Here is a 15,211-nt window from a genome sequence, read left to right on the forward strand (position 1 = left end):
CGGGCTCCCAATCTTATTGTTCTTGGTTAATGCTGATGATCGTTCCCACGCGCCGCAAAGGAATGCCTCAATGGACGCTCTGCGTCCGCTTCGGCAGGGACGCGGAGCGTCCCAGGCTGCATTCCCACGCGGAGCGTGGGAACGAGCGACGGGGCAGGCTTTATTTATTGTCGCGAATCGAGAAATTGGCCATGTGTTCCAGGCCCTTGATCAGCGCCGAGTGGTCCCAGTTGCTGCCACCGATGGCCGCGCAGGTGCTGAATACCTGCTGGGCATTGGCGGTGTTCGGCAGATTGATGTTCAGCTCCTTGGCGCCTTGCAGGGCCAGGTTCAGGTCCTTCTGGTGCAGGCTGATGCGGAAGCCCGGGTCGAAGGTGCCTTTGATCATGCGCTCGCCGTGCACTTCGAGAATCTTCGAAGAAGCGAAACCGCCCATCAGCGCTTCACGCACCTTGGCTGGATCTGCACCGTTTTTCGAGGCGAACAGCAGGGCTTCGGCTACGGCCTGGATGTTCAGCGCGACGATGATCTGGTTCGCCACTTTGGCGGTCTGGCCGTCGCCATTACCGCCGACCAGGGTGATGTTCTTGCCCATGGCCTGGAACAGCGGCAGGGCGCGCTCGAAGGCATCGGTGTCGCCACCGACCATGATGCTCAGGGTCGCGGCCTTGGCGCCGACTTCACCGCCGGACACTGGCGCGTCAAGGTATTGCGCGCCTTTCTCGTTGATCTTGGCGGCGAAGGCTTTGGTCGCGGTCGGCGAGATCGAGCTCATGTCGATGACCACTTTGCCTTTGCCGATGCCAGCGGCAACACCGTCGGCGCGGAACAGCACGTCGTCTACCTGCGGGGTATCCGGAACCATGACGATGATGAATTCGGCTTCCTGCGCCACTTCGCGCGGATTTGCCAGGGCGACGGCGCCAGCGGCGACCAGATCGGCCGGGGCCGCGTCGTGGTGTTGCGACAGGAACAGGCTGTGACCGGCTTTCTGCAGGTTCGCCGCCATTGGGTGGCCCATGATGCCGGTGCCGATGAATCCGATTTTAGCCATGAGAAAATCCTCTTGTTTTTGTCGTGCCCCCAACCCATGGCTGGTGAGCTTTTGTGGCGAGGGGATTTATCCCCGTTGGGCAGCGCAGCTGCCCCAGATTTTTTGCAATGCGTGGTCAATCAGATTGCGTTGTGTGATTTCAACCAACCCAGGCCCGCTTCGGTGGTGGTCAGCGGTTTGTATTCGCAGCCGACCCAACCCTGATAACCGATGCGATCAAGGTGTTCGAACAGGAAGCGGTAGTTGATCTCACCGGTGCCCGGCTCGTTGCGCCCCGGGTTGTCCGCGAGCTGCACATGGTTGATCTCGCCCAGGTGTGATTGCAGGGTGCGGGCCAGATCGCCTTCCATGATTTGCATGTGGTAGATGTCGTATTGCAGGAACAGATTGGCGCTGCCGACCTGCTCGCGAATCGACAGGGCTTGCGCCGTGTTGTTCAGGTAGAAACCGGGAATGTCGCGGGTGTTGATCGCTTCCATCACCAGTTTGATGCCCGCCGCTTGCAGCTTGTCGGCGGCGTATTTGAGGTTGGCGACGAAGGTCTTCTCCACGGTGGCATCGTCAACGCCTTGCGGGCGGATGCCGGACAGGCAGTTGACCTGGGTGTTGCCCAGCACTTGTGCGTAAGCGATCGCCAGATCGACCCCGGCGCGGAACTCTTCGACCCGATCCGGCAGGCAGGCAATACCGCGCTCGCCCTTGGCCCAGTCACCGGCCGGCAGGTTGAACAGCACTTGGGTCAGCCCGTTGGCCTCGAGTTTTGCCTTGATTTCAGCCGAGCTGAAGTCGTACGGGAACAGGTATTCCACGCCACTGAAACCGGCCTTGGCGGCGGCGTCGAATCGGGCAAGGAAATCCTGTTCGGTGAACAGCATGGACAGGTTGGCTGCGAAACGCGGCATGGTGGTCTCCCGTAAATCTTGTGAGAATCCCCTGGGGGAGCGAGCTGTGGCGAGGGGATTTATCCCCGTTCGGCTGCGAAGCAGTCGTAAACCATTGTATGCGGTGTACCTGATACGCCGCGGTTTCAGGTTTTGAGGCCGCTTCGCGCCCTAACGGGGATAAATCCCCTCACCACACAGGCTCGCTCCCGCAGGGAGAGCGGTCAGCAGTTAGTCAAGCAACGAAATCGCCGTCGGCGCGTCATTGCCGACCAGTGCCAGGTCTTCGAACTCGTTGACCGCGTTGATCTCGGTACCCATGGAGATGTTGGTCACACGCTCCAGAATGATCTCGACGATCACCGGCACCTTGAACTCTTCGATCATCTGTTCGGCCTTGCGCAGGGCAGGGGCGATTTCCGACGGTTCGAACACACGCAGCGCCTTGCAGCCGAGGCCCTCGGCGACTGCGATGTGGTCAACCCCGTAACCGTTGAGTTCCGGCGCATTCAGGTTATCGAAGGACAGCTGCACGCAGTAGTCCATTTCGAACCCGCGCTGGGCCTGACGGATCAGACCCAGGTACGAGTTGTTCACCACGACGTGGATGTAAGCCAGTTTGAACTGAGCGCCGACCGCCAGTTCTTCGATCATGAACTGAAAATCATAGTCCCCAGACAGGGCCACGACTTTGCGGTTCGGATCGGCCTTCACCACGCCCAGCGCCGCCGGAATGGTCCAGCCCAACGGGCCGGCCTGACCACAGTTGATCCAGTGACGCGGTTTGTAGACGTGCAGGAACTGCGCGCCGGCAATCTGCGACAGACCAATGGTGCTGACGTAGCAGGTGTCCTTGCCGAACACCTGGTTCATTTCTTCATAAACGCGCTGCGGCTTGACCGGCACGTTGTCGAAGTGGGTCTTGCGATGCAGGCTGGCCTTGCGCTGCTGGCAATCCTGCAGCCAGGCGCTGCGGTTTTTCAGCTTGCCGGCGGCTTGCCATTCACGGGCGACTTCGATGAACACGGTCAGCGCTGCGGCGGCGTCGGAAACGATGCCCAGATCCGGGGTGAACACGCGGCCGATCTGCGTGCCTTCGATGTCGACGTGAATGAACTTGCGACCTTCGGTGTACACGTCAACCGAACCGGTGTGGCGGTTGGCCCAACGGTTACCAATGCCCAGCACCACGTCGGATTTCAGCATGGTGGCGTTGCCGTAACGGTGCGAAGTCTGCAGACCGACCATGCCGACCATCAGCGGGTGATCGTCAGGGATGGTGCCCCAGCCCATCAGGGTCGGGATGACCGGAATACCTGTCAGCTCGGCGAATTCAACCAGCAGATCGCTGGCGTCGGCGTTGATGATGCCGCCGCCTGCGACCAGCAATGGACGCTCGGCCTGATCCAGCAGTGCCAGAGCCTTCTCGACCTGTACGCGAGTCGCAGTCGGCTTGGCCAATGGCAGCGGCTGGTAAGCGTCGATGTCGAATTCGATTTCGGCCATCTGCACGTCGAACGGCAGGTCGATCAGTACAGGGCCTGGACGGCCGGAGCGCATTTCATAGAAAGCTTTCTGGAACGCGTAAGGCACCTGGCCCGGTTCCAGAACCGTGGTCGCCCACTTGGTCACTGGCTTGACGATGCTGGTGATGTCGACTGCCTGGAAGTCTTCTTTATGCATACGGGCGCGGGGTGCCTGGCCGGTGATGCAGAGGATTGGAATCGAGTCGGCCGAGGCGCTGTAGAGCCCGGTGACCATGTCGGTACCGGCAGGGCCGGACGTGCCGATGCACACGCCGATGTTGCCGGCCTTGGTGCGGGTGTAGCCCTCGGCCATGTGCGAGGCGCCTTCAACGTGGCGAGCAAGGACGTGATCGATGCCGCCGACCTTCTGCAAGGCGGAGTACAGCGGGTTGATCGCTGCGCCCGGGATGCCAAAAGCGGTATCAACCCCTTCGCGGCGCATCACCAGAACGGCGGCTTCGATTGCTCTCATTTTGCTCATGGTTTTGTGCCTCTTTACGTTTTGTAATTGTATACAAGTGGCTTTGCGCAGAGTGTATTCACGGCGGACGGCGCAGGTCAATCCATTTTCTCAAGCGCCTGTTTCATTCGTCGGAAGCCCGCTGTGCTGTGGCTTTTCGTCGCATGTGACGCTTTTTGAGAATTATTGTATACAAAAAAATAACCCATTGTGTTCTATTTGTGTCATCGGACTGCGGCACAAACGCGCAGTCCCACGACTTTCCCTATAACAAAATGAGGACGGCACCATGAGCGCTTTAACCTTGAAAGTCGCAGTCAACCTGGTCAGCGAAGCCATCAACGCAGGACGCGGCATGAACGCCGCACCGCTGACTGTCGCGGTACTCGATACCGGCGGCCACCTGATCACCCTGCAACGTGAAGACGGCGCCAGCCTGCTGCGCCCCGACATCGCCATTGGCAAAGCCTGGGGCGCCATCGCCCTGGGTAAAGGCTCCCGCCTGCTCGCCCAGGACGCGCAACAACGCCCGGCGTTTTTTTCTTCGTTGAACAGCATGGGGCAGGGCAGCGTAGTGCCGGCACCGGGTGGCGTATTGATTCGCAACCAGGCCGGTGAAGTGCTCGGCGCGATCGGGATCAGTGGGGATTTGTCGGACGTGGATGAGCAGGTGGCAATCAGAGCGGTGGAGGCGCTGGATTTGCGGGCGGATGGTGGGGTGGCTGTTTGAATGTCAGTGTCTGAATAACCGCTTTCGCGAGCAGGCTCGCTCCCACATGGAGTTTGGGTTGGACACAAAATGTTCGAGTGTTCGAAAGCCCCTGTGGGAGCGAGCCTGCTCGCGAATACGATCTGCGCTACACATCTTGCTAAAAGTCTGACGCTCCCTTTGCCATCTCCACGGCTAGCCTTCTCATGATCAACCTATGAGAAGGCAACGGAATGCCGGGTTTATCTGCTTCACATCGCTTGCGCATCGGACGCTATTCAGAACACAACCGCATTTACCTTCTGACCGCCAATACCGCCGGGAGAGAACCCGTATTCAGCGATTTCTTCCTTGGCAGAATGCTTGTAAGCCAATTCCGAGCAGCTGAGGAAACGGGATTGGCCAATTCTCTGGCTTGGGTCGTAATGCCAGATCATTTTCACTGGCTGATTGAATTGAAGAGTGGCTCGCTCGGCGAATTGATGCAGCGAACCAAATCCCTCAGCACCAAAGCGGTAAAGCTTTCGACCGGTCGAAAGACCAGCCTTTGGCAACCTGGCTTCCATGACCGTGCACTGCGTAAAGAGGAGAATCTGGTGAAGATGGCGCGGTATGTCATTGCCAACCCATTGCGGGCAGGGCTGGTCAAAAGCCTTGGCGACTATCCGTTGTGGGATTCGATCTGGTTATGAGTTGAGATCTGCGGTGCGGCTATTCGCGAGCAGGCTCGCTCCCACAGGAGAATGCATTCCAAATGTGGGAGCGAGCCTGCTCGCGAAGCGGTTCCCCCGATCTCACCGATCCGGCTCACACCCCTTCAACACCAACCGGATAATCGTCTGCGCCGCCGCTTCATAATCGGCTTCATCAAGCTTGTCCTTCCCGGTCACCGCGGAAATCTGCCAGTCGAAGTCGGCGTAGGTCTGGGTCGCGGCCCAGATGCTGAACATCAGGTGGTTGGGGTCGATCGGGGCGATCTGGCCGCGGTCGATCCAGCTCTGGATGCAGGCGATGTTGTGTTTGGCCTGGGCGTTGAGCTGCTCGACCAGGTCGGCGCTCAGGTGCGGGGCGCCGTGCATGATTTCGCTGGCGAACACCTTGGAGGCGTAGGGCAGGTCGCGGGAGATGCGGATCTTCGAGCGGATGTAGCCGCTCAGCACTTCGCTCGGCACACCGTCCGGGTTGAACGGGGTCGAGGCCTGCAGAATCGGCTCGATGATGCTTTCCAGCACCTCGCGGTAGAGGTTTTCCTTGGATTTGAAGTAGTAGTAGACGTTGGGCTTGGGCAATCCCGCCTTGGCGGCGATGTCGCTGGTTTTGGTCGCCGCGAAGCCCTTGTCGGCAAACTCTTCGCTGGCGGCGCGCAGGATCAGTTCTTTGTTACGCTCGCGGATTGTGCTCATAAACCCGGTGGTTCCTTGCCTGTTCTGGCGGTGGCGCATGGTAGCACCGGCCTTGAGCGGCGCTCAACAATGCAGCCTGTGGCCGGCGGTCGCGTTATGCTTGGCAACATTCATACACAGAAGGAAACAGGATTCATGGCAGGAAGCAGTTTGCTGGTGCTGATCGATGACATCGCCACCGTTCTGGATGACGTTGCATTGATGACCAAGATGGCCGCGAAGAAGACCGCCGGGGTGCTCGGTGATGATCTGGCGCTCAATGCCCAGCAGGTTTCGGGCGTGCGCGCCGAGCGGGAAATTCCCGTGGTGTGGGCGGTGGCCAAGGGCTCGTTCGTCAACAAACTGATCCTCGTGCCGTCGGCGCTGGCAATCAGCGCCTTTGTGCCTTGGCTGGTGACGCCGCTGTTGATGGTCGGCGGCGCGTACCTGTGTTTCGAGGGTTTTGAAAAACTCGCGCACAAGTTTCTGCACAGCAAAGAGGAAGACGAGGCAGAACACACACAGTTGACCGAAGCAGTGGCCGATCCGGCGACCGATCTGGTGGCGTTTGAGAAGGACAAGATCAAAGGCGCAATCCGCACTGACTTCATTCTTTCGGCAGAAATCATTGCCATCACTCTCGGCACCGTGGCAGATGCCTCGCTGACGCAGCAAGTGGTGGTCATGTCCGGCATCGCCATTGTCATGACCGTGGGCGTTTACGGTTTGGTGGCAGGCATCGTCAAACTCGACGATCTGGGGCTGTGGCTGACGCAGAAGCCAGGGCAGATGGCGAAAAAGATCGGCGGCGGCATTCTCAGCGCCGCGCCGTACATGATGAAAACCCTGTCGGTGGTCGGCACGGCGGCGATGTTCCTGGTCGGCGGCGGCATCCTGACCCATGGCGTGCCGGTGCTGCATCACTGGATCGAAGGCGTTGGCGCAGCGGCAGGGAGCGCCGGGTTCGCCGTGCCGATGCTGCTCAATGGTGTCGCGGGGATTATTGCTGGCGCAGCGGTGTTGGCGGTGGTTTCGGTCGTAGGCAAGCTCTGGAAAGCGCTGAAGGGTTAATCAGCAACACATAACAAATGTGGGAGCGAGCCTGCTCGCGAATGCGGTAGTTCAGTCAATATCGATGTTGACTGAAACTCCGCGTTCGCGAGCAGGCTCGCTCCCACAGTGTTTTGCGGCAGCCGATTTACTCGGCGATCTGCAACTTGCGCGCTTCGGTGTACACGTACCGCACTTTCTCGTACTCGAACGGCGAGTTCATCTGACCATAGCGGAAGCTGGTCTGGTAGCGCTTGTCGATCGCACGCAAGGCCCAGACTTCCGGATGATTCGAGCTGACTTCCGCGACATTGAGGAAGTTGATCGCAGTGTCGGCGGTGTAATCCACGGCCAGACCTGCGGTGTCGCGGATGTTTGACGGACCGAAGATCGGCAGTACGAAGTAGGCGCCGCCCGGTACGCCGTAGAAGCCCAGGGTCTGACCGAAGTCTTCGTTCTGGCGCGGCAGGCCCATGGCGGTCGCCGGGTCCCACAGACCGGCGATGCCAATCGTGGTGTTGAGCAGCAGGCGGGCGGTGGTTTCCATCGAGCGCTGGCCCTTGAACTGCAACAGGCTGTTGACCAGGTTCGGCACGTCACCAATGTTGTTGAAGAAGTTGCTCACCCCGGTACGCACAAAGCTTGGCGTGATGTAGCGATAGCCATCGACTACCGGCAGGAACACCCACTGGTCGAAGCGATAGTTGAAGTGGTAGACCCGGCGGTTCCACGATTCCAGCGGGTCATAGACGTTCAGCGCGTTGAGCGTCGAACGTTCGAACTCGCGTTGGTCCAGGCCCGGGTTGAACTTGAGTTTGGTCAGCGGTTCCTTGAAGCCGTCGCTGTCGACCACTACCGGTGCGTCGGCTTTACTGTTGTCGGCCTGGGCCACGCCTGCACAGAGGAACGCTGCAATCAGCAGGAGATATTTAGCCACGGAAGAACTCCAGCATGGCGTCGCTGTTGACGCGGTAGTTAAGGTTGCCGCAGTGGCCGCCCAGTGGATAAACGGTCAGGCGATCACCGAAGGTTTTACGCAGGAAACCCAGGTCGCCAGGGCCGAGGATGACGTCGTCGGCGTTGTGCATGACGGCGATTTTCGGGCTGTCGTGCAGGTAATCCTTGAGCGCATACAGGCTGACCTGATCGATCAGTTGCAGCAGGCTGCCGCCGTCGGTGCGCGCGCGCCACATCGGAATGACCTGCTCGGTGATGTAGCAGTCGAAATCGCATTGCAGCGCACGCTTGAGGAACGGCGTGAGGCTGGTGCCTTCGGTGATCGGGAATTTCGGCGGGGTAATCAGACCGCGACGGTTGACCAGGTCCGAGGTATAGGCAATGTCGGCTGCCGAGAAGCGGAACGACGTGCCAATCAGCATGGCCATCTGTTCGTTGGTCAGGTGCTGCTTGGACTGCTGGAAGTCATACAGCAGCGCATCGTTGAGGTCGATGTAGCCTTTCTGCTGGAAGTAGCGGGTCAGCTTGGTCAGTACCAGTTCGTAGAAGGTGGTGCTGTTGTTGATGCCTTTCACCTCGGTCTGTACCAGCTTGTCGAGGTTGGTCACCGAGGTATAGAGGTTGACCGGCGGGTTCAGCAACAGGACTTTCTTGAAATTGAAGCTGCGGCGGGTCTCGTCCAGATGCGCGACGAACGCGGCATCAAGGGCGCCGAGGCTGTAACCGGTCAGATAGTACTCGGTGACCGGCAGTTTCGGGTTCTGCGCCCGCACGGCCTGCATCACCCGATACATGTCTTCGGCATCTTCCTTGGTCACGCCCGGGGTGGCGAAACGCGAGGCGGCGCTGATGAAGTCGAAGCTGGTCGGCGACGACAACTGCACGACGTGGTAGCCGGCCTTGTAATACAACTTCTTCAGGTATTCGTTGAGCGTGCTGTCAAAGCGCGCACCGGTGCCGGCGATCAGGAAGATCAGCGGCGCTGGCTTGTCCTGCGTGGCGATGCGGTAAGTGAGCTTCTTGACTGCCCAGAAATTGTCCGGCAGCTGGAATTCACGCTCCGGGCGCAGGGTGAGGCTGCGGTCCGTTTGATTGATGTCGTCGTCCAGCGGCAACTCCGGACGCAGATCCGGCGGTGTCGTGGCGATCGTCGCCTCGAACGGGTTGGTCAGCGGGTAGCCATAGCTGGCGGCGTCGATATCCACCGCCAGCGCGGACGCACTCAAGATAAGGCCGCTGAACAGCGCGGCGAAGCGCAAGGAACGGAGCATGACTAGATCCCTTAGAGGAAGGTGCCGATTGAAGTTCGCAGGCTATGACCACCGGCCGTGCGCCAAAGTGCCATGCTGCGGCACCAAACAGGCGGAATTCGGGGTAATAGTAGCTGGACGATACACGTTGCGAGGGCTTGCTGAACAGTTAACAGTTGTTAGTGCTTGCGAATGCCGGTCGGCAGATTAAGCTGGCCGCCGATTTCCGCAGATTGGAGTGCCCCATGTCCCGCCGCTTGCCCGTGATTGTGCTGCTTGTTTTGTTGCCGCTGTGGCTGGCCGCCAGTTATGCCGCGCGCTATGGCTTCATGGAAGACGGGCAGTGGGTGGGCATCTGCGTCGACGAAGCCAGTCGTTGGCAATGCCTGGTGCGTGCGAATCTGGGGCTGATGATTCATTTCAAAGTGTTGGGCTGGGCGGCGGTGGGCGCAGCGGTATTGGCGTTTGTCGTGCCGGGACGGGCAGGGTGGTGGCTGGCGGTGCTGGCGCTGGTGTTCGGCCTGCCGGCGCTGGCGTTGTACAACACGACGTTGGCGGTGTTTGCGGTGGTGATTGCCGGGTTGCGCCTGGTCCGCGAGTCCCGCAGCGCCTGACAGTCAGTCATCGCGGGCAAGCCCGCTCCCACAGGGATTGAGGTGAACACAACATTTGTGTGCAGCAGAAATCCTGTGGGAGCTGGCTTGCCAGCGATGGCGATTTCGAAAGCGCCGAAATCAGGCCTTGCGAACCCGCAGGCATCGCCACAACGCCACCACCATCAAGCCACTCACCAGCGCCCAACCCCACGCCTGCTGATTCAGCAGCCCTTCCTGATACAGCTGCGGTGCAATCCCGGCGCCGATGATAAAGGTCAGCAGAGCAATCTCCCGACGCGGCACGCTCACCGGGCGGCACAGGTAGACCAGCGCCGGCAGCACGAACGCCATGCTGGCGAAACTGCGATAGCGCGGGTCGAAGACCATTTCCAGCATCATCACCGCCGCGGCAAAACCGGCCGCCGCGATCAGCCAGCCGGCGCGCCGTTCGAGCAAATCGAATGCTCGCGCGCGCCAACCGCTACGCGCGCTTAGCGTCAGGGCGGCATGCGCAAGGACCAATAGATTCAAACCGGTCAGCAGTCCGACCCACAGCCATTCCCCGGCAAACCGCGTGGTCAGCCGCGCCAGATCGCCCCAGGCGCCAATCGAGCAAGCAGCGACGGCGCCTAGCAGTGGCAGCAGCAGCGCCGAACGTGTAGTGCGGACAGCACCGCCAAGCATCAGCGTGCCAAGGAAAATCAATCCGCCGACCGCCAGCCACTCTTTCCAGTACGGCACATTGCTCACCGGCCCGGCGAGCACGCCCTTGTCCTGTCGATCGGCATCGAACAGCCCCCAATAGCCGCCGACCGCGCCTTCACTGCCGCGCTTCCACGGTTGATCGAAGGCTTCGATCAGGTTGTAACGCCAGCCTTCCTGCTCGGCCATCGCCACAAAGCCACGAATGAATTTTGCCTCGTTGACCCGGCTCGGCACGGCGGTTTCGCGCTGGCGGCCTTCGCTGGGCCAACCGGTTTCGCCGATCATCACGTCCTTGGGCGCGAACTTGTTGCCGAACACCTGACGCACATCCGCCACATGCCGCAGCGCCACGTCGATGTTCGACGGATCGTCTTCCCAGTACGGCAGCAAGTGAATGGTCAGAAAGTCCACGGCCGGGGCGATTTCCGGATGCTTGAGCCAGAATTCCCAGACGTCGGCGTAGGTCACCGGTTGCTTGACCTGGCTTTTGACCTTGTTGATCAGCCGGGCCAGTTGTGCGCCGGTGACCTCTTTGCGCAGCAGTGCCTCGTTGCCGACGATCACCGCTGTAACCACGTCGGGGTTGGCATTGGCCGATTTGATCAGCAGCTCGACTTCCTGCTCGGTGTCGACCGGGTTGCTGTTGACCCAGGCGCCGATCATCAACTTCAGACCGTGCTTGCGCGCCAGATCGGGCAGGGCGTCGAGGCCGGTCATCGAGTAGGTGCGGATACACTCGAAGCGCGTCGCCAGCAGTGCGAGGTCGGCGTCCATGCGCTCGGGGCGCAATTTGAACGGCACGTCGAACGGCGATTGGTCCTTGTCGAACGGCGTATAGGAGGCGCACTGCAATTTGTGTGTCGGCGTCGCGGCGTCCGGCAGGATCACCGGTTGGCCGAGGTCATACCAGAAACCGCCAAGGGCCAGGAGCCCGAGCAGGCAGGCGAACAGATAAGGCAGAAAAGGAAATCGGGACGTTGCGGACATGGTCAGGCCGAGTGGCTGCAAAGCGACGCATGTTACCTGCATTTATAGAAGGGCAGGTGGCTCGCTGGCGTTGTACATGCAAAGTTCGGGCGGATTGTCTGGCGTCAATTAATCGCGCTTGATTAATGGCTTTCTGATGTCGTTTCTCGCTGCCTTGAGGTCGCTGACAGAGCAGGTCGCCGGCCGCTTGAGGTTGATGATCAAACCATCAGTACCCTTTTTGAAAAATCGGCTGATGTTCGGTGTGTGAGGTCCGGCGTGATGGGGGCGCTGTGCACCATAACAATACGTTGACGATGCCCGGCATCCGTCGGGCGCAGCATTTCGGGGAAGTAAACGATGAAGATGCGACGACTTTTAGGCGCAGGTGCCGTTCTGGCGCTTGCGATGAGTTCCACTTTCGCCAACGCTGAAAAACAGACCCTGAACATCGGTTACGTTGACGGCTGGTCCGACAGCGTCGCGACCACTCACGTGGCGGCCGAAGTGATCAAACAGAAACTCGGTTATGACGTGAAGCTGCAGGCCGTCGCCACCGGGATCATGTGGCAGGGCGTGGCCACCGGCAAACTCGACGCGATGCTCTCGGCCTGGCTGCCCGTGACGCACGGTGACTACTGGACGAAAAACAAGGATCAGGTCGTCGACTACGGCCCGAACTTCAAGGACGCGAAGATCGGCCTGATTGTGCCGGAGTACGTCAAAGCTAAATCGATCGAAGATCTGAAAACCGACGACACCTTCAAAAACCGCATTGTCGGCATCGACGCCGGTTCAGGCGTAATGCTCAAGACCGATCAGGCGATCAAGGATTACGGTCTGGACAAGTACAGCCTCAAGGCCAGTTCCGGCGCCGGCATGATTGCCGAGCTGACCCGCGCCGAGAAGAAGAACGAATCCATCGCTGTCACCGGTTGGGTGCCGCACTGGATGTTCGCCAAGTGGAAACTGCGCTTCCTCGACGACCCGAAAGGCGTGTATGGCCAGGCTGAAACCGTGAACAGCATCGGCAGCAAAGGCCTGGACGCCAAGGCGCCGGAAGTGGCCAAGTTCCTGAAAAACTTCCAGTGGGCGTCGAAAGACGAAATCGGCGAGGTCATGCTGGCGATCCAGGACGGCGCCAAGCCTGATGCAGCGGCCAAGGACTGGGTAGCCAAACACCCGGATCGTGTAGCTGACTGGACCAAATAATTTCAACACCGCCACACCCCTGTGGGAGCGAGCCTGCTCGCGAATGCAATCTGTCAGTTGATGCAATATCGACTGATACGACGCCTTCGCGAGCAAGCTCGCTCCCACAGTTGTTTTTGGGTGTCCGGAAAATGGCCAGAACATCATGGCCATCTACTACTAAGGTCGTCTGGATCCTCTCTCGCAGCCGCATACATTAGCTACGTTCCAACAATAATTTGTGCTGCGAGGATAAAAACAATGAACGACAGCATTTACCTCTCGATTCAAAACAGTCCCCGATTCAAGGAGCTGGTTCAGAAAAGGGAACGATTCGCCTGGATTCTCTCGGCAATCATGCTCGGGCTGTACTCCGCATTCATCCTGCTGATCGCATACGGGCCGCACGTGCTCGGGGCGAAACTCAGTCCTGAATCCTCGATCACCTGGGGCATCCCGATCGGTGTCGGCCTGATCATTTCAGCCTTCGTCCTGACCGGTATCTACGTGCGCCGCGCCAATGGCGAGTTCGACGACCTGAACAATGCGATTCTCAAGGAGGCTCAGCAATGATCCGGCGTCTACTGGCTCTATTGAGTGTTGCGGCTTTCGCGCCGAGTGTCTGGGCGGCTGACGCGTTGACGGGGGAGGTGGCCAAACAGCCGCTGAACATCCCGGCGATCCTGATGTTCGTGGCCTTCGTCGGCGCGACTTTATACATCACCTACTGGGCTTCGAAGAAAAACAATTCGGCCGCCGATTATTATGCGGCGGGCGGCAAGATCACCGGTTTCCAGAACGGCCTGGCGATCGCTGGCGACTACATGTCGGCGGCGTCCTTCCTGGGTATTTCCGCGCTGGTGTTCACCTCAGGCTACGACGGCCTGATCTACTCGATCGGCTTCCTCGTGGGCTGGCCGATCATTCTGTTCCTGATCGCCGAGCGCCTGCGCAACCTGGGTAAATACACCTTTGCCGACGTGGCGTCCTACCGCCTCGGGCAAACCCAGATTCGCACCCTGTCCGCCTGCGGCTCGCTGGTGGTGGTGGCGTTCTACCTGATCGCGCAAATGGTCGGTGCCGGCAAGCTGATCCAGCTGCTGTTCGGCCTCGATTACCACGTTGCGGTGATTCTGGTCGGCGTGCTGATGTGCATGTACGTGCTGTTCGGCGGCATGCTCGCGACCACTTGGGTGCAGATCATCAAGGCAGTGTTGCTGCTGTCCGGTGCCTCGTTCATGGCGCTGATGGTGATGAAGCACGTGGGCTTCGACTTCAACACTCTGTTCTCCGAAGCGATCAAGGTTCACGCCAAGGGCGAAGCGATCATGAGCCCGGGCGGTCTGGTCAAGGATCCGATCTCGGCGTTCTCGCTGGGTCTGGCACTGATGTTCGGTACCGCTGGCCTGCCACACATTCTGATGCGCTTCTTCACCGTGAGTGACGCAAAAGAAGCGCGCAAGAGCGTGCTGTACGCTACCGGTTTCATTGGTTACTTCTACATCCTGACCTTCATCATCGGCTTCGGCGCGATCCTGCTGGTCAGCACCAACCCGGCCTTCAAAGATGCAGCGGGCGCCTTGCTCGGCGGCAACAACATGGCGGCGGTGCACCTGGCCAACGCGGTGGGCGGCAGCATCTTCCTTGGCTTCATCTCGGCAGTGGCGTTCGCGACCATTCTGGCTGTGGTAGCCGGTCTGACGCTGGCGGGTGCTTCGGCGGTTTCTCACGACCTGTACGCCAGTGTGATCAAGAAGGGCAAAGCAAACGAGAAGGATGAGATTCGCGTGTCGAAGATCACCACTATCGCCCTGGCGGTGCTGGCGATTGGTCTGGGCATTCTGTTCGAAAGCCAGAACATTGCGTTCATGGTCGGCCTGGCGTTCTCCATCGCGGCGAGCTGCAACTTCCCGGTACTGCTGCTTTCGATGTACTGGAAGAAGCTGACCACTCGCGGCGCGATGATTGGTGGCTGGCTGGGTCTGGTGAGTGCTGTTGGTCTGATGATCCTCGGCCCGACCATCTGGGTGCAGATTCTGCATCACGAGAAGGCGATCTTCCCTTACGAATATCCGGCGCTGTTCTCGATGATGATTGCGTTCATCGGGATCTGGTTCTTCTCGATTACCGACAAGTCGGCGGCTGCGGACAATGAGCGGGCGCTGTTCTTCCCGCAGTTTGTGCGTTCGCAGACCGGGTTGGGGGCGAGTGGGGCGGTTTCGCACTAAGAGATCAGATGTAAGCTGCAAGCTGCAAGCTTCAAGAAAACGCCCTGGTTGAGAGATCGGGGCGTTTTTTTGTGGGCGGTTATCGGTTGGTTTGGTGTGTATATCCGTTTTTTGCAGTGCTGCGGCTGGCGGTTTCGCCCTTACGGCGACTTACTTTTTTACAAGCGCCCCCCCGTGTCAGCCTACCTGTCACCTCTGTTAATTGACTCAACCATTCATGGGGGCGAAGGTGTCTAGCAATGCCGAAGCGTTATGA

14 protein-coding genes are annotated in these 15,211 nt (G+C 59.5%); 7 read left to right on the forward strand and 7 right to left on the reverse strand.

Annotated elements, in window-relative coordinates; genetic code table 11:
- Nucleotides 1-160: 160 nt before the first annotated feature.
- From AAEZ10_RS22660 to gcl, 3 genes are all read right to left on the reverse strand, one after another.
- Nucleotides 161-1,054, reverse strand: a complete 894-nt coding sequence (locus AAEZ10_RS22660) for a 2-hydroxy-3-oxopropionate reductase (protein ID WP_323167800.1) — start codon at nucleotides 1,052-1,054, stop codon at nucleotides 161-163.
- A 119-nt stretch (nucleotides 1,055-1,173) separates the two neighbouring features.
- Nucleotides 1,174-1,956, reverse strand: a complete 783-nt coding sequence (gene hyi / locus AAEZ10_RS22665) for a hydroxypyruvate isomerase (protein ID WP_282383615.1) — start codon at nucleotides 1,954-1,956, stop codon at nucleotides 1,174-1,176.
- 210 nt (nucleotides 1,957-2,166) lie between these two features.
- On the reverse strand, nucleotides 2,167-3,942 hold the full coding sequence (gcl, locus tag AAEZ10_RS22670; protein WP_350571091.1) for a glyoxylate carboligase: 1,776 nt from the start codon (nucleotides 3,940-3,942) through the stop codon (nucleotides 2,167-2,169).
- Between the two features lie 268 nt (nucleotides 3,943-4,210).
- Between gcl and AAEZ10_RS22675 the strand changes: the two genes are divergently transcribed.
- The gene (locus tag AAEZ10_RS22675; protein ID WP_073472717.1) at nucleotides 4,211-4,651 is read left to right on the forward strand and encodes a GlcG/HbpS family heme-binding protein; all 441 of its coding nucleotides are present in this window, start codon (nucleotides 4,211-4,213) and stop codon (nucleotides 4,649-4,651) included.
- A 212-nt stretch (nucleotides 4,652-4,863) separates the two neighbouring features.
- Nucleotides 4,864-5,322: an REP-associated tyrosine transposase gene (locus AAEZ10_RS22680; RefSeq protein ID WP_073472715.1), complete on the forward strand. Its 459-nt coding sequence runs from the start codon at nucleotides 4,864-4,866 to the stop codon at nucleotides 5,320-5,322.
- Between the two features lie 102 nt (nucleotides 5,323-5,424).
- Here the strand turns inward: AAEZ10_RS22680 and AAEZ10_RS22685 are convergent, their stop codons facing one another.
- The gene (locus AAEZ10_RS22685; protein ID WP_041479604.1) at nucleotides 5,425-6,033 is read right to left on the reverse strand and encodes a TetR/AcrR family transcriptional regulator; all 609 of its coding nucleotides are present in this window, start codon (nucleotides 6,031-6,033) and stop codon (nucleotides 5,425-5,427) included.
- A gap of 135 nt (nucleotides 6,034-6,168) precedes the next feature.
- Here AAEZ10_RS22685 and AAEZ10_RS22690 point away from each other — a divergent pair, with 135 nt between their 5' ends.
- Entirely contained in the window at nucleotides 6,169-7,083 is a 915-nt protein-coding gene (locus AAEZ10_RS22690; RefSeq protein ID WP_073472713.1) for a DUF808 domain-containing protein, read from the forward strand.
- A gap of 127 nt (nucleotides 7,084-7,210) precedes the next feature.
- On the opposite strand, the gene AAEZ10_RS22695 is transcribed toward AAEZ10_RS22690, so the two are convergent.
- Both AAEZ10_RS22695 and mlaY read right to left on the reverse strand, forming a co-directional pair.
- Nucleotides 7,211-7,999, reverse strand: coding sequence for an MlaA family lipoprotein (locus AAEZ10_RS22695; RefSeq protein WP_024012144.1), 789 nt, complete (start codon nucleotides 7,997-7,999; stop codon nucleotides 7,211-7,213).
- Nucleotides 7,992-9,290 carry a lipid asymmetry maintenance lipase MlaY gene (gene mlaY, locus AAEZ10_RS22700; RefSeq protein WP_024012145.1) on the reverse strand — a complete coding sequence of 433 codons (1,299 nt, stop codon included), beginning with the start codon at nucleotides 9,288-9,290 and terminating at the stop codon, nucleotides 7,992-7,994. The genes AAEZ10_RS22695 and mlaY overlap by 8 nt, the downstream gene beginning before the upstream one ends.
- Nucleotides 9,291-9,514: 224 nt before the next feature.
- On the opposite strand from mlaY, the gene AAEZ10_RS22705 reads away from it, so the two are divergent.
- Nucleotides 9,515-9,883 carry a hypothetical protein gene (locus AAEZ10_RS22705; RefSeq protein ID WP_122602251.1) on the forward strand — a complete coding sequence of 123 codons (369 nt, stop codon included), beginning with the start codon at nucleotides 9,515-9,517 and terminating at the stop codon, nucleotides 9,881-9,883.
- 120 nt (nucleotides 9,884-10,003) lie between these two features.
- Here AAEZ10_RS22705 and AAEZ10_RS22710 read toward each other — a convergent pair whose 3' ends face one another.
- A complete protein-coding gene (locus AAEZ10_RS22710) occupies nucleotides 10,004-11,599 on the reverse strand; it encodes a glycoside hydrolase family 17 protein (RefSeq protein ID WP_273528911.1) in 1,596 nt (531 codons plus the stop codon).
- A 297-nt stretch (nucleotides 11,600-11,896) separates the two neighbouring features.
- On the opposite strand from AAEZ10_RS22710, the gene AAEZ10_RS22715 reads away from it, so the two are divergent.
- The 3 genes from AAEZ10_RS22715 (at nucleotide 11,897) to AAEZ10_RS22725 (ending at nucleotide 14,955) form a co-directional block, all read left to right on the forward strand.
- Nucleotides 11,897-12,748, forward strand: a complete 852-nt coding sequence (locus AAEZ10_RS22715) for a glycine betaine ABC transporter substrate-binding protein (RefSeq protein WP_016771017.1) — start codon at nucleotides 11,897-11,899, stop codon at nucleotides 12,746-12,748.
- A gap of 240 nt (nucleotides 12,749-12,988) precedes the next feature.
- Nucleotides 12,989-13,300, forward strand: coding sequence for a DUF485 domain-containing protein (locus tag AAEZ10_RS22720; protein ID WP_016771016.1), 312 nt, complete (start codon nucleotides 12,989-12,991; stop codon nucleotides 13,298-13,300).
- Entirely contained in the window at nucleotides 13,297-14,955 is a 1,659-nt protein-coding gene (locus AAEZ10_RS22725) for a cation acetate symporter (RefSeq protein WP_016771015.1), read from the forward strand. The genes AAEZ10_RS22720 and AAEZ10_RS22725 overlap by 4 nt, the downstream gene beginning before the upstream one ends.
- The last annotated feature ends 256 nt before the right edge of the window (nucleotides 14,956-15,211 follow it).

Origin of the sequence: Pseudomonas sp. H26/SER47-MNA-CIBAN-0231, from assembly GCF_040310465.1 — a bacterium.
Taxonomy (GTDB): domain Bacteria; phylum Pseudomonadota; class Gammaproteobacteria; order Pseudomonadales; family Pseudomonadaceae; genus Aquipseudomonas; species Aquipseudomonas atacamensis.